The organism is Frigoribacterium sp. R86507 (assembly GCF_044597695.1).
Taxonomy (GTDB): domain Bacteria; phylum Actinomycetota; class Actinomycetes; order Actinomycetales; family Microbacteriaceae; genus Frigoribacterium.
In genome coordinates this window covers 132,641-146,199 of record NZ_CP139002.1, presented here as the reverse complement: position 1 = coordinate 146,199, position 13,559 = coordinate 132,641, and the positions used below count along the sequence as shown (strand labels likewise).

Below are 13,559 nucleotides of genomic sequence, written 5' to 3'. Positions count from 1 at the left end.
CCCGGTGACCGTCGAGCTCGTGCCCTCCGTCGCGAGCGAGACCACCGCCCCCGTGGCTGCCGCCGTGCCCGCCCGTGTCACGGCCTTCCCCCGCCTGCGCTACATGGGCTCGAAGTACGCGCTGCTGCCCGTGCTGCACGACGTCTTCTCGAGCGTCGCGCCCGTGCCGGCCCGCGACCCCGACGACGAAGGAGGCGCGGTTCGGCCCTCGACCGCGATCGACGCCTTCAGCGGGTCGGGCGTCGTCTCGTACCTGATGAAGGCGGAGGGTCGCCAGGTCGTGAGCAACGACTTCCTGGCCTTCCCCGCGGTCATCGCCCGCGCCTCCGTCGTCAACGGATCGACGACGCTGTCGGACGACCTCGTCGACGAGATCTGCGGCCCGCCCGCTGACGACCGCGACGTCGTGCGCCGCACCTTCGACGGCGTGTTCTTCTCGGCCGACGACCGGGCGTTCCTCGACTCGGCCTGGTCGCACGTCGACCGGCTCGTCGGCGCAGAGCGCGACCTGGCGATCGCCGGCCTCGTGCTGGCCGCTGCGCGCAAGCAGCCCCGGGGCGTCTTCACCTTCACGGGCGCGCGGTACGACGACGGGCGCCGCGACCTGCGGATGACCATGGCCGAGCAGTTCCGGGCGGCGGTCCGGGCCTACGGCGCCACCGTGTTCGACGACGGCCTCGCGCACGAGGCCGTCGAGGGCGACGTGGCCGACCTGAGGCGACCGCCCGCCGAGCTGGTGTACCTCGATCCGCCCTACGCGCCTCCTCGGGACGACGCGGACTACATGAAGCGGTACCACTTCCTGCAGGGGCTGGCCGTGTACTGGCGGGGGCAGACGATCATGACCGAGACCAAGACCAAGAAGATCGCCAAGCTGTTCACGCCGTTCGCCTACCCGCGCACGGTCGACGACGCCCTCGTGCGCACCTTCGAGCAGTTCGCCGACGCCGGGGCGCTCGTGCTGTCGTACTCGTCCAACGCCGTGCCGAGCCGCGAGCGCATCGAGCACTTGATGCGCACGGTCAAGCCGCACGTCGAGGTGCGCGTGGTCGACCACACCTACAGCTTCGGGACGCACCGCACGGCGACCCGCACGGCGGCCACCGAGTACGTGTTCGTCGGGAGGGACTGACCGTGACGATCCCCACCTTCGACGAGTACGTGGCGTCGCTCGGGCGCATGACCCCGCACGTCGACCCGACCGCTCCCTCTGCGGCGGCGACCGACCTCGGCCGGGCCGCGGCGAGCCTCGGCGAACTGCCCGTCGTCGACCGCGACCACCTGGCCGAATGGACCCGGCAGCACCCGGCGTGGGTGCCCGCCCTCGGCCTGGCCGTGGGGCTGTCGCAAGAGAAGCTGCGCAACTCGCTGCGGCACGCCTTCGACACCCCGAGCTGGCTGACGCTCGCGCGGGGACGGGCCGACGAGCTGGTCGCGCACCTCGACGACGAGTTCGAACTCGTGCGCCTCGTCGCGTCCCAGCGGCACCGCACCTACGACTTCGGCGACCTGCTCTCGGCGCGGGCCGGCACCCGGGCGTCGGCGATCCGCGCCGGGGTGTCGGGGCGGCGGCTCGAGGACGAGATCGAGGCCATCGCCCGCGACCTCGGGCTCGCCTGCGGCACGCGGACGCGGTTCACCGGTCGGGCGAACCGCACGGCGCCGTGCGACCTGGTGATCCCCTCGGCGGAGGAGCCCGCGATCGTGGTCGCGGCGAAGGGGTTCGACTCGACCGGCTCCAAGCTGACCGACGCCGTGCGCGAGATCGAGGAGATGGCCGACGTCCGGCTGCCGCGACAGACCGTCATGGCCGTGATCGACGGGATCGGCTGGAAGAGCCGCCAGGCCGACCTCAAGCGCATCCACCAGCTCTGGGTCGACCAGCAGATCGACGGGCTCTACACGCTGTCGACGCTCGACCGGTTCCGGGCCGACCTGGCCGACGCCGCACGGCTGCGCCGCCTCATCCCGTAGGTCGAGGTCGAGGTCGAGGCCGAGACCGGTCAGGCGGCGGCGGCGGGGGCGACGGGAGTGGCCGGGGCGGCGCCGACCCCGTGCCGGTCGAACGCCCGGCCGAGGTCGAGCAGCGTGTCGGCGAGAGTGCCGTGTTGCGACGCCGGAACGACGTCGGCGAACGCGGCGGCGTAGGCGCTCGCGATGGCGGTCGTGACCTCCACACCGCGCGGGGTGCGGCTGACGATGACGCTGCGGCGGTCGGCGGGGTTGCGACGGCGGTCGAGGTGGCCGGCCTCGACGAGGCGATCGACGAGGTTGGTCATCGCGCCCGACGACAGGTCGAGGTGGTCGGCCGCGCGCTTGGGGGTGACCAGGTCGCCGGTGGCCCACACGTAGAAGAGGAACCGGATGTCGGTGTCGCCCAGGCCGAAGAGGTCGCCCTGGTGGTCGAGCACGCGAGAGTGGTTCAGCATCAACAGCCGGAACGAGTCGAGCAGGCGGGCGAGGTCGCCGGGGGCGAGGCCGGCGGGGCCGGGGGCGCCGGGGCCGAGGGCGGCGGGGCCGGGATCGGCAGGGGTCGTGACGAGCATGGGGGTCCTCCGTGACGCGTAGAGCGTGCCGTCCGTGGCACCGGCTCAGTCAACAAGAATCTCGACGATCGTGACACCCCCACCACTGGGGACATGCTTCGCCTTGCGTGCCTCTCGGGTCCTGAGTAATTTGATTGTCGTACCACTTGAGAACAACGACCACTCGAAACCAGAACGGTTCGGGAGGTGAGCTTCTCACCGGCGAAGCCCCTGAGCCGCTTCGTCGGGGTGGCCCCCGACATCCCCCTGTTCCCCCTCTCGCCCCTGGAGTCCACCATGTCCCGTCCCACGCCCCGCATCGCCCGCATCGCCGCCTGGATCGCCATCCCCGCCGCCCTCGTCGCCTCGGGCATCGTCGTCTCGACCGCGTCGTACTCGGCCTTCTCGTCGACCACGGTCAACCCCACCAGCAACTGGACCGCCGGCACCGTCGCCCTGACCGACGACGACAGCAACAGCGCGCTCTTCACCGCCACGAACCTGAAGCCCGGCCAGACCGGCAGCAACTGCATCGCCGTCACCAGCACCGGCTCGCTCGCCTCGGCCGTCAAGCTCTACGGCACGGGTGCCGCCACGACCAACAACCTGGCCTCGAACATCACGCTGAGCGTCGTGCAGGGCACCGGCGGCGGCTTCGGCTCGTGCACCGGCTTCACCCCGCTCTCGTCGGGCTCGAGCCTCTACAGCGGCACGCTGGCCGCCTTCGGCACCAGCTACACCAACTACTCGAACGGCGTGGGCACCTGGGCCCCCACCGGCACCGCGTCCGAGACCCGCACCTACCAGGTGACCTACACCGTCTCGAACACCGCCCCCAACACGACCCAGGGCGGCACCGCGAGCCTCGGCCTCACCTGGGAGGCCCAGAACAGCTGAGGCCCGGCCCCCGGCTGAACACCGCACCACCGCACCAGGCGGCCCGACACCGCATCAACCGCACCATCCAGAGCAGAGGCACCCATGAGCACGATCGACCTGAAGCTGCGGCCCGGCGCCGCAGCCGCGGCCTCGATCACCGTGCCCCTGGGTGCCTCTCGTTCGTGGCTCGACTGGACGCGCCTGGCCCTCGGCACCGCGTCACGGGTCGTGCTCTACTCGCTGCTCGGCCTGATGGTCTACGCGGCCGCCCCCGCCGCCCTCGGCTGGAGCCCCACCACCGTGATGACCGGCTCGATGGAGCCCCGCATCCAGCCCGGCGACGTCGTCGTCGCGAAGCCCGTCGCGGCGGCCGACGTGCACCGCGGTCAGGTGCTGCTCTTCGACGACCCCGACCAGGCCGGGCACCTGCGCCTGCACCGCTACCACGACAACGGCCAGGCCGGGCAGATCGTCACCAAGGGCGACGCCAACCCGAGCGTCGACTCGACGCCGATCGACCGCAGCGCCGTCATCGGCGTCGGCTTCCTGCGCGTGCCCTACGTCGGCACCCCCTTCGTCTGGGCCGCGGGCCACCAGTACGGCCACCTGCTGGTCACCGGCGGACTGCTGATCCTCGTCGTCCTGCTGAGCCGCAACGACCGGTACCTGCTGCGTGACGAGCGCCCCGCGTCGCCTCGGGTGACCGCCCCCGCCGGCCGCCGCGTGCAGCGACGACGCGAGCGGCGCCTCCGTCGCCTGAAGACCGCAGGAGGCGCGATCGGCCTGGCAGCGATCGGTGGCGGTCTCGCACTCACCCTCGTCGTCTCGGGCGGTGCGCACGCGGCGTTCGCCGCGCCCACCGCGAACCCGACGTCGAGCTTCGGTGCCGGAAACTACGACTGCCTGCAGGACACCTACAACTCGCAGACCTCGTACGGCTTCCCGTACAACGAGACGTCGGGCACGACCACCGCCGACGGCAGCTCGTTCGCCCGCGTGGGCACCCTGAGCGGCGGGGCGACGTTCGTCGCCGGCTCGTGCGCCACCAACCAGAGCCCCTACCTGCAGCTCGACGGCACCGGCCAGGTCACGACCGCGGTCAACCTCACCGGTCAGGCCGCCTTCACGATCGAGACCTGGTTCCGCACGACCAGCGCCGCCGGAGGCACCCTGGCCGCGTTCACCGCCGCGCAGACCGGCACGAACACGACCGCCGACCGTGCGCTCTACCTGACCACGGCGGGCAAGATCGCCCTCGGCGTGCGCCCCACCTCGAGCACGACCAAGGCTACGACCACGTCGGCCTCGTACAACGACGGTGCCTGGCACCACGTGGTCGCCACCCTCTCGGGCACGAGCACGATCATCTACGTCGACGGTGTCGCGGTCGTGAACGACACGACGAACAAGACCGTGCAGACGGCCGCCGGTTACTGGCGCGTGGGCTACGCGCCGCTCAGCGGCCTGCCCTCGGCTCCCACGAACGGCTATTTCGTCGGCTCGGTCGACGGCACGACGATCTACAACAACTCGGCCCAGACCGCCTCGGCCGTGCAGGCCCGGTACGCGGCCGGCCGCTGACCGACCGCAGTCGCCCGGTCAGCCGGCCAGCGCCTCCTCGATGACCGCGACGACCTCGGGGGCGTCGGGCTCGGTCGTCGGACGGAAGCGGTGCACGGCGCCGCCGGGGGTGATCACGAACTTCTCGAAGTTCCACTTGACGCGGCCGGCCTTGCCCTCGGCGTCGGTGGCCTTCTTCAGCTCGGTGTAGAGCGGGTGCTCGCCCCGACCGTTGACCTTGACCTTCTCCATCATCGGGAAGGTCACGCCCCAGGTGGCCGAGCAGTACTCCTCGATGGCCTCGCCGCTCGAGAGCTCCTGGAAGAACTGGTTGCTGGGGAAGCCCAGCACTGTGAAGCCCTGCTCGCCGTACTGCTTCTGCAGCGCCTCGAGCTTCTCGTACTGGGGGGCGAGGCCGCAGCGCGAGGCCACGTTCACGACCATCACGACCTTGTCGGCGTAGGCGCCGAACGTGGTGGACTCGCCGCGGATCGTGGTCAGGGTGATGTCGTCGAGGCTCATGGGTCGACCGTATGCCCGCCTGCTGCGAGCCCGCTCGCCGCCCCGTTCGCTAGCCTGCCCCCTGGCCCGCTCGCCGGCCCGCTCGCCGGCCCGCTCGCCGGCCCGCTCGCCGGCGCGCTCGCCGGCGCGCTCGCCGGCCCGCCCGTTGGCCCGTTCGCTGGCCCGCCCGCCGGCGCGTTCGCTGGCGCGTTCGCTGGCGCGTTCGCTGGCGCGTTCGCTGGCCCGCCCGCTGGCGCGTTCGCTGGCCCGCCGGCTGGCGCGTTGGCTGGCCTGCCCGTTGGCGCGTTCGCCAGCCCGTTCGCCGGCCCGTTCGTCGGCCTGCCCGTTGGCCCGTTCGCCGGCCCGTTCGCTGGCCCGCTCGCTGGCTCGCCCGCCGGCACGAGCCTGCTCGGTCGCGCCTCCGTTCCTTCCTGCTCCGTCCCGCCCCGAGCTCCGTCCGACGGCCACGTGTCCCCCCGGTCGCCGCCTCGCACCCACCCCCCCCGCCCTCCCTCGTCAGCCTGCCGCGGTCGGCAACTCCTGACCCGTGTGTCGCCGGGGTGGAGCGAGCCGCCACGCCCTGCGTCCTCGTGGTCCGAGCACTCGCGGCAGTGAGGAGTTCCCGACACCTGCGACGGGTCGCGGACCGCCCGCCGTCCGGATGAGAGCTCTGATCGCGCCGACCGTCACGCCCCACCTGTCTTGCACCATGACCGTCCCCGCCCGGAACGGGACCAGACCGTCGCGGGCGATGTCGGCGTCCTTGAGCCGATCCTTGTCGAAGCGTGTCTCGTGGTGCGCTCGTCCATCGGTCTCGAGACCGATGATCCCGTCGACGACCATGTCGATGATCTTCGAGGTGCCGGAAACAGGCACCTGGCGGGCGACGTGATGCCCTGCCCGCCGCAACCTCGTGCCCGCCGCACTCTCGAGGATGCTCTCGGCGCCCGGATCGCTCCACGCCACGAGGCCGGCAGCGTCGGCACGCCTCCGGGACAGCACCTCGGCTGCGTCGTCGTCGCCCTCGACGATGCCGGCCCGTCTGGCCCAGTCGACGAGGATGACCGCATCCTCGAACGATCGGGTCTCGACGACTGCCCGAGCCAGGGCGTCACGAGGGTCGACGGCCCAGGTCGAACCCCGATCACCGAGTTCGAGTGGGTCCCACACGACGCGGACTCCACGCCGCCGTCGCAGCCGCGAAGCCGTCACGGGTACCGACACCGTGACCGGCGGACGGGTCCACGTCCACGCTCCCAGCTGATGCAACGCGGATGCGCCGGTGAGTCGACCACCCACGGCGACCGCGACGTATCGGGGGTCTCCACGCTCCCAGGTGGAGTACCACCCACGCCGGGGTCTGCTGACAGTGCGTGAACGGACCGCGGCGGTCAGGTGTCGATCGGTGGCGCCCAAGGCGACCAGGTCGTGTTTGTGGAGGAGCCCTCCGGCGGCTGAGACGAGTTCGGCGATCGTTGTCATGGTCCACGAGCGTGTCGACGACACGGGCCTCGGGTGGAGCCGGCGGCCGCGGGTGTTGAGAGTCAGCCCGGCGACGCCGTCCGGGAGGATGCGTCGCCCGGGCCCGGGCCCAGGCGAAGGCCCGACGCGTCGCCCGGGTGACCGGCACCCTTGCTCCGGGTGCCGGGAACGCCTGACGCGCCCTTCGACCTCCGCGGCTTCTGTCGAATGCCGAAGGTGCCGACCGACGCCACCGGTCGACCCCTCGTCGAGAAGTCCTGCCTCCCGCCGCGAATCGCAGTGGAGCGAGGGATGGTCGTGCATGCGTTGCAGCACGGGTCAGGAGTTGCCGCCGGGTGCGAGTGCGGGTGCGGGGGCGGGCGCGAGTGCGAGTGCGGGTGCGGGTGCGGCGGCGAGTGCGGGTGCGGGTGCGGGCGCGAGTGCAGGTGCGGGCGGGAGTGCGGGGGCGAGTGCGGGTGCGGGGGCGGGCGCGAGTGCAGGTGCGGGCGGGAGTGCGGGTGCGGGTGCGGGGGCGGGCGCCAGTGCGGGTGCGGGTGCGGGCTCGAGTGCGGGTGCGGGTGCGGGCGGGGATGCGGGTGCGGGTGCGGGCGGGGATGCGGGTGCGGGTGCGAGAGCGATCGCGGGCGTGGTCAGGAAGGCGAGCTGACTAGACGGGACGGCAGTCGCTGTCAACCCCCTTCGGTCGACTGGTGCGGACTTTGGAGTGCGTGCAACAATTCGCTGAGATGGCTGCCCAGGACGACAAGATCCGCTTCGACGCGCGCGGACGAGATCTGGACGAGGCCGTCGACATCCTGAGCGCCGGCTACAACGGCCGTGGTTTCCACGTCGCCCCCACCGAGGCGCCCTTCGCGTTCCGCCACACCATCGTCGGCGACGGGGCCATGACCCTGCGCTCGACGTTGTTCATGGGTCGCGTCGACGGGCAGGCCGCGGCGGGGGACGAGCACGTCGTGCACTGGCTGCTCGGCGGACGCTCGACCGTCGACAACGGTCGCGACGAGGTGGCCGGCGCCGTCGGGCGACCGATCCTCTTCCCGGAGGGGCGCGAGTTCGAGTTCACCACCGAGGACGTCAACCAGAGCCTGCTGCACCTGTCGAAGTCGGTCGTCGACGAGGTCGCGGCCGAGCGTCACGGCATCATGCCCGGCACGATCCGGTTCGACCACGCCGCCCCCGTCTCGTCCGCCGCCGTGCAGGCCTGGCACGCCACGGTCCGCCTGATCGGTCGCGCCTACCTGGGCTCGGGCGAACCCAGCGACCTGATGCGCACCGAGATGGCCCGCTTGGCCGCCGGCGCCCTGCTCGACACCTTCGCCCACACGTCGAGCCCGATGCCCGCCGCCCTGCTCGCGCCGCGCAACGCGAGCCTCCGCCTCGCCGTCGAGTACATGCACGCCAGCGCGCACCTGCCCATCTCGGCCGTCGACATCGCCAGGGAGGCGGGGCTCACCCCGCGTGGGCTGCAACAGGCGTTCAGTCGTCACCTCGACACCACGCCCACGGCCTACCTGCGCGAGATCCGCCTCGAGCGCGTGCACGAGGCCCTGCGCGAAGCCACCCCGGACGCGACGACCGTCGCCGACGTCGCCCGGCACTGGGCGTTCGCCCACCTGGGCCGGTTCTCGGCCGCGTACCAGCAGCGGTTCGGCGAGTACCCCCGCGAGACGCTGCACCGCGGCTGAGGTCGGGGGTGCCCGGGGCACGTGGTCGCCTCGCTGCCGAGCGCGCCTCCTGGGCTGGTGCCGACGGTCAGCGACCGAGCGCGGCGTAGACGCGCAGCGCGCCGGGGACGACCTCGACCGTGACCGGCAGGGGCCCGACGCGCTCGCCGTCGGTGTAGGCGGCGACCCCGTCGGCCTCGATCACGGCACGACGCACGCGGTGCACGGTCACGTTCGGGTGGCTCAGGTGGGTGCCGCGGAACACGCTCGGGAACAGCCGCACGAACTGCCAGCGCGTGAGCCGCTCGACCACGAGCACGTCGAGCAGTCCGTCGTCGAGCACGGCGTCGGGCGTGACCTTCATGCCGCCGCCGAGCGACTGGCCGTTGCCGACCGAGATCAGGGTGCCCTCGACCGTCGAGGCGACGCCGTCGAGTTCGAGGCGGTACGCGATCCTCGGCAGCCGCACCAGCTCGATGGCGAGGGCGACGTCGTACCGGCGGCGCCCCTTCGGCCAGCTCAGCCGGTTGGCGCGTTCGTTGACGACGGCGTCGAAGCCGGCCGAAACCATGCAGGCGAACCAGGTGGCCCGGCCGTCCGCCTGCAGCACGCGTCCGGCGTCGATGGTGGTCGGCTCGCCCTCGAGCAGTCGGACGAGGAGGCGCGTGGCCGCTTCGGCGTCGTCGTGGGGCAGCCCGAAGGCCCGGGCCGTGTCGTTGCCGGTGCCCGTCGGCACCAGCCCCAGCGGCACGTCGGTGCCCGCGACCAGGTTGGCCCCGAGGTTCACCATGCCGTCGCCGCCGACGACGATCAGGGCGTCGGGGCGTTCGCCGTGGTCGGGGTCGAGTTCGCGGCGGGCCGCGGCCACGAGGTCGTCGTAGCTCGACTCGGTGAGCGGCACGACCGTGTGGCCGGCGTCGCGGAGCCCGGCGAGCACCCCGTCGGCGAGGTGCTTCCGGCCGCCGGCGGAGGCGCCGGGGTTGATCGCCACGACCAGGCGGAGGGGCGTCGGGGTCATGGGGTCGATCTTGCCAGCCGCGCGCCCGCACGGCTCGGGCGGCCCGCCGCGGGGGGCGGGCATACTGGACGCTGACCACCTGACGAGAGGCACCCTCACCATGAGCAGCACCCACGGCACCACGACGACCGCGACCCCGGCCCCCTACGAGCCGACGATCCGCGAGTCGCCCAACCGCGGGGCCGGCCTGTTCGTCGGCACGGTCTTCTTGCTGCTCGGCGCCATCGGGTTCCTCGTCGAGGACATGGGCTCGTTCTTCTCCACGCAGGGCGCGTCGCTCTGGTTCGTCTGGAACCTCAACCCCGCGCTGGTGGTCGTCTGGGTGCTGGCCGGTGCCGCGCTGATCATCGCGGGGGCGTCCTCGCGAGCCAGTGCCCGCTACATCAACACCTGGATCGGCCTGATCTTCGTGGTCTTCGGCATCGCCGGGTTCTTCCTCGAGGGCACCGACGTCAACTTCCTGGCGTTCAACCTCGGCGACAACGTCACGCACCTCGCCGGCGGACTGCTGCTGCTCGCGACCGCCGTGGGGGCCGAGCGCCGCCGCCGCTGAACCGCGCAGCGCCGTACCCCACGGCGCCGCACCCCGCTGCGACGCGTCTCGTCGCTCTTCGTCGCGCCTCGCAGGGGGCTGCGCACTGGCTGCACGTCTGCCTGGATCGGCCCCGGGGGCTACCGTCACCGCGCCTCCCTGGCTAGGGTTAGGGTCACCTAACCCAGGTCATCCAGGAGGTGCGCACCATGACCGTCGTCATCCCCTTCTCCGAGGCGGTGCGCGAGCGCACGGCCGAGCGGGTCCCCGCCGACGTCGGCTGCTCGTTCATGACCGACCTGCTGATCGGCCGGGGCACACGTGACGACTACGTGCAGCTGCTCGCCCAGCACTACTTCGTCTACGCCGCCCTCGAGGACGCCGCCGTGCGGTGGTCGGGCGACCCGGTGGTGGCTCCGTTCCTCGCCCCGGGGCTGACCCGGCTGCCAGCCATCGAGGCCGACCTGGCGTTCCTGCTCGGTGACGACTGGCGGGCCCGCGTCTCGCCGCTGCCGACCACCCGCGCGTACGTCGACCGCATCGAGCAGGCGTCGAGCTGGGCCGGCGGCTTCATCGCTCACCACTACACGCGCTGCCTCGGCGACCTGTCGGGCGGGCATCTGATCCGCAGCATCCTGCAGCGCCGGTTCGGGTTCGACACGAACGGCGTCGGGTTCTTCTTCTTCGCCGAGATCGCCGAGCCGAAATCGTTCAAGACGACCTACCGTCGCCAGCTCGATGCCGTGGCTTGGTCGGCCGACGAGCGCGAGCACGTGCTCGACGAGGTCTGCGCCGCGTACCGCTTCAGCACCGAACTGTTCACCGACCTCGCGGCCGCGAAGGCCGCCGCCTAGGCGAACGCCGAAGGGCCGACGGGCCGACGGGCCGACCGGACGGGCCCCGGGCCGCCGCTTGGTCGGACCGGACGCTCAACCCGCGGCAGCAGTCGTCGTGTCGTCGCCCACGCCCACGCCGGCGTCGGCCGCGGCCTTGATGGCCGGCACGCGCGACGCCTCGCTCATGAAGCGGCGCACGTCGAGGTCGACGATGATGTCGGCCGGCCGCAGCGGGCGCGACAGGTACAGCCCCTCGAGCGAGGTGATGCGGCTGAGGGCGACGTAGGTCTGCCCCGCGCTGAACACCCGCGAGCCGAGGTCGACGATGGCCCGGTCGTAGGTCTTGCCCTGGGACTTGTGGATCGTGACGGCCCAGGCGAGACGCAGCGGGAACTGCGTGAACTCGGCCACGACGTCTTTCTTGAGCTGCTTCGTGGTCGCCGAGTACGAGTACTTGTGCTTCTCCCACACGACGGGCTGCACCTCGTGCACCTCGCCGTCGACCTCGACGAAGACGGTGTCGCGCACCCGGGTGACGACGCCCGTGGTGCCGTTGACCCACCGTTGCTCGGAGTCGTTGCGGAGGAACATGACCCGGGCGCCGACCTTGAGCTCGAGGGCCTCGTCGGCCGGGTAGGCCCGCCCGCCGAACTCGCCGCTGACCTCGGCCTTGGCGGTCATCACCTTGCCTGAGAGGCGATCGAGTTCGACCTTGTTGATGCGGTTGACCGTGTCGTTGCGCGTGGCCAGGGTGATGGCCCCGCCGTCGGTCGGCACGGGGCGGGCCCCGGCGCCGTTCAGTGCCCCGGCGATCTCGGCCGTGACCCGGCCGTGGCGTACGGCGTTCAGCATCTCTTTGAAGTCGCCCTCGGTCTGACGGTGGATGAAGGCCAGCTCGTAGATGCGCAGGCTCGCCTCGGCCCACACCTTGGCGTCGAAGAACCACATCGAGCGGTAGTTGTCGCGGAAGTACTCGCGCTCTTCGGCGTCGCCCGGCACCGGCGGCAGCTGGTACGGGTCGCCGAACAGAACGACCTGCACGCCGCCGAACGGCTCGTGCTTACGCTGCCGGGCCTGGCGCAGCGAGCGGTCGATGGCGTCCATCAGGTCGGCGTTGACCATCGAGACCTCGTCGATGACGAGCGTGTCGATGGTGTTCAGCAGCTTGCGCAGCTCGGCGTTCTGCTCGATGTCGTGGTCGGCGATGAGCCCCACCGAGAGGCGGAACAGCGAGTGGATCGTCTGGCCGCCGACGTTGAGGGCGGCGACGCCCGTGGGGGCGCAGATGACGATCTGCTTCGAGGTGTTCCACGACAGGTGGTTCAGCAGCGTCGACTTGCCCGTGCCGGCCCGGCCCGTGACGAAGATGTGCTCGCGGGTGTTCTCGATCGCGTCGTACAGCGCCTGCTGTTCGGCGGAGAGGGCCACGCTCACGACGACGAGCACCTTTCGGGAGGGGGGTGGGGGAGGCCACCAATCTACCCGCGACGGCGGTGGTGCTCGGGAGTTCGTGACCCGCGCCTCCTATTGTTGTCGTCATGTCGTCGTCTGTGGGGGAGGAGACGCGTCCACCGCTCGGCTGGCCGTTCGTCGCGATCTGGGGCGGGGCGCTGCTCTTCGTGCTGATCGGTTTCTGGGTCACCGTCGTGGCCCTGAACGCCACCGTCTACAGCGCCGCCGGGTTCGCCCGCGGCTACGTGGCGGCGGTGGACCGCGGCGACACGTCGAGCGCGTTGACCCTCGCCGGCGTCACGCCGACCGACCAGCTGGCCGACGCGCTGCTCGAGGTGCCGTCGCTCGGCGGCGTCGACGACGTGACCGAGGTGGGCGACGTCGACCTCGGTGACGACACCCACGCGATCACGCTCTCGTACTCGATGCAGGGCACGTCGGCCACGGCCGAGGCCCCCGCGCAGTCGCAGTTCGTCGTGCAGCGGGTCGGCACCCGGTTCGGCCTGTTCCACTCGTGGCGCTTCGTGCAGGCGCCCACCGCGCAGCTCGACGTGACGCCCCAGCACGACTCCCGCTTCACGGTGGACGGCCGCGACGTCACGACCGACGCCCCCGACGTCGCGACCCGGTTCACGGTGCTCGCGCCGTCGCGGTTCGAGCTCGACCACTCGTCGCGCTATCTCGAGGCGCCCACGGTCGAGGCCGACGTGCTCACCGTCGGGGCGACGTCGGGGGTGTCGATCGACGTCCAGCCCCGGGACGCGTTCGTCGAGGCCGTGCAGGACATGGTCGACCAGCAGCTCGACGAGCAGTGCGTCACGCAGCAGGTGCTGTTGCCGGCCGGGTGCCCCTTCGGCCGCCAGGTCGACGACCGGGTCACCGACGACCCGACGTGGACGGTGCCGGTGCACCCCGTCGTCTCGATCGTGCCGGGCCCGTCGGGCCAGTGGCAGGTGCCCGGGGTGGCCGGCACGGCCCACCTCGTCGTCGGTGCCCAGTCGCTCTTCGACGGCAAGCGCTACACGATCGACGAGGACGTCCCGTTCACCGTCACGTACCTGATGCGCATCAGCACGTCCGACGAGCTGACGTTCGACTGACCACGCCCGC

The 13,559-nt window shown here is 71.9% G+C and carries 13 protein-coding genes; 8 read left to right on the top strand and 5 right to left on the bottom strand.

Annotation, left to right across the window (positions count from 1 at the left end; all coding sequences use genetic code 11):
- Positions 1 to 4: 4 nt before the first annotated feature.
- Entirely contained in the window at positions 5 to 1,132 is a 1,128-nt protein-coding gene (locus tag SJY14_RS00675) for a DNA adenine methylase (RefSeq protein WP_396599477.1), read from the top strand.
- A 2-nt stretch (positions 1,133 to 1,134) separates the two neighbouring features.
- Positions 1,135 to 1,974 (top strand): hypothetical protein, encoded by an 840-nt coding sequence (locus tag SJY14_RS00670; RefSeq protein WP_231567108.1) that lies wholly within the window; start codon positions 1,135 to 1,137, stop codon positions 1,972 to 1,974.
- Between the two features lie 29 nt (positions 1,975 to 2,003).
- Here the strand turns inward: SJY14_RS00670 and SJY14_RS00665 are convergent, their stop codons facing one another.
- The gene (locus tag SJY14_RS00665; RefSeq protein WP_396599476.1) at positions 2,004 to 2,546 is read right to left on the bottom strand and encodes a MarR family winged helix-turn-helix transcriptional regulator; all 543 of its coding nucleotides are present in this window, start codon (positions 2,544 to 2,546) and stop codon (positions 2,004 to 2,006) included.
- Between the two features lie 186 nt (positions 2,547 to 2,732).
- Here SJY14_RS00665 and SJY14_RS00660 point away from each other — a divergent pair, with 186 nt between their 5' ends.
- Positions 2,733 to 3,422, top strand: a complete 690-nt coding sequence (locus tag SJY14_RS00660) for a hypothetical protein (protein ID WP_255364210.1) — start codon at positions 2,733 to 2,735, stop codon at positions 3,420 to 3,422.
- An 84-nt stretch (positions 3,423 to 3,506) separates the two neighbouring features.
- On the top strand, positions 3,507 to 4,985 hold the full coding sequence (locus SJY14_RS00655) for a signal peptidase I (protein WP_396599475.1): 1,479 nt from the start codon (positions 3,507 to 3,509) through the stop codon (positions 4,983 to 4,985).
- Positions 4,986 to 5,003: 18 nt separating this feature from the next.
- Here the strand turns inward: SJY14_RS00655 and SJY14_RS00650 are convergent, their stop codons facing one another.
- Positions 5,004 to 5,486, bottom strand: a complete 483-nt coding sequence (locus SJY14_RS00650; RefSeq protein WP_071255606.1) for a glutathione peroxidase — start codon at positions 5,484 to 5,486, stop codon at positions 5,004 to 5,006.
- Positions 5,487 to 5,981: 495 nt separating this feature from the next.
- Complete coding sequence (locus SJY14_RS00645) at positions 5,982 to 6,635, bottom strand: hypothetical protein (RefSeq protein ID WP_071255605.1); 654 nt, start codon at positions 6,633 to 6,635, stop codon at positions 5,982 to 5,984.
- Between the two features lie 1,037 nt (positions 6,636 to 7,672).
- Between SJY14_RS00645 and SJY14_RS00640 the strand changes: the two genes are divergently transcribed.
- Positions 7,673 to 8,632 (top strand): helix-turn-helix transcriptional regulator, encoded by a 960-nt coding sequence (locus tag SJY14_RS00640; RefSeq protein ID WP_396599474.1) that lies wholly within the window; start codon positions 7,673 to 7,675, stop codon positions 8,630 to 8,632.
- Positions 8,633 to 8,699: 67 nt separating this feature from the next.
- Here SJY14_RS00640 and SJY14_RS00635 read toward each other — a convergent pair whose 3' ends face one another.
- Complete coding sequence (locus SJY14_RS00635) at positions 8,700 to 9,629, bottom strand: diacylglycerol kinase family protein (protein ID WP_396599473.1); 930 nt, start codon at positions 9,627 to 9,629, stop codon at positions 8,700 to 8,702.
- 100 nt (positions 9,630 to 9,729) lie between these two features.
- On the opposite strand from SJY14_RS00635, the gene SJY14_RS00630 reads away from it, so the two are divergent.
- Both SJY14_RS00630 and SJY14_RS00625 read left to right on the top strand, forming a co-directional pair.
- On the top strand, positions 9,730 to 10,182 hold the full coding sequence (locus SJY14_RS00630) for a DUF4383 domain-containing protein (protein WP_177174788.1): 453 nt from the start codon (positions 9,730 to 9,732) through the stop codon (positions 10,180 to 10,182).
- Between the two features lie 188 nt (positions 10,183 to 10,370).
- Positions 10,371 to 11,015 (top strand): heme oxygenase (biliverdin-producing), encoded by a 645-nt coding sequence (locus SJY14_RS00625; protein WP_396599472.1) that lies wholly within the window; start codon positions 10,371 to 10,373, stop codon positions 11,013 to 11,015.
- Positions 11,016 to 11,090: 75 nt separating this feature from the next.
- On the opposite strand, the gene SJY14_RS00620 is transcribed toward SJY14_RS00625, so the two are convergent.
- A complete protein-coding gene (locus SJY14_RS00620; RefSeq protein ID WP_396599471.1) occupies positions 11,091 to 12,431 on the bottom strand; it encodes an ATP-dependent RecD-like DNA helicase in 1,341 nt (446 codons plus the stop codon).
- A gap of 104 nt (positions 12,432 to 12,535) precedes the next feature.
- Here SJY14_RS00620 and SJY14_RS00615 point away from each other — a divergent pair, with 104 nt between their 5' ends.
- Positions 12,536 to 13,549, top strand: coding sequence for a hypothetical protein (locus SJY14_RS00615; protein WP_143048614.1), 1,014 nt, complete (start codon positions 12,536 to 12,538; stop codon positions 13,547 to 13,549).
- The last annotated feature ends 10 nt before the right edge of the window (positions 13,550 to 13,559 follow it).

Coding starts and splice junctions, on each gene's coding strand:
- SJY14_RS00625 (WP_396599472.1), top strand. CDS start 10,371: ATGACCGTCGTCATCCCCTTCTCCGAGGCGGTGCGCGAGCGCACGGCC.
- SJY14_RS00665 (WP_396599476.1), bottom strand. CDS start 2,546: ATGCTCGTCACGACCCCTGCCGATCCCGGCCCCGCCGCCCTCGGCCCC.
- SJY14_RS00650 (WP_071255606.1), bottom strand. CDS start 5,486: ATGAGCCTCGACGACATCACCCTGACCACGATCCGCGGCGAGTCCACC.
- SJY14_RS00655 (WP_396599475.1), top strand. CDS start 3,507: ATGAGCACGATCGACCTGAAGCTGCGGCCCGGCGCCGCAGCCGCGGCC.
- SJY14_RS00615 (WP_143048614.1), top strand. CDS start 12,536: ATGTCGTCGTCTGTGGGGGAGGAGACGCGTCCACCGCTCGGCTGGCCG.
- SJY14_RS00640 (WP_396599474.1), top strand. CDS start 7,673: ATGGCTGCCCAGGACGACAAGATCCGCTTCGACGCGCGCGGACGAGAT.
- SJY14_RS00630 (WP_177174788.1), top strand. CDS start 9,730: ATGAGCAGCACCCACGGCACCACGACGACCGCGACCCCGGCCCCCTAC.
- SJY14_RS00635 (WP_396599473.1), bottom strand. CDS start 9,629: ATGACCCCGACGCCCCTCCGCCTGGTCGTGGCGATCAACCCCGGCGCC.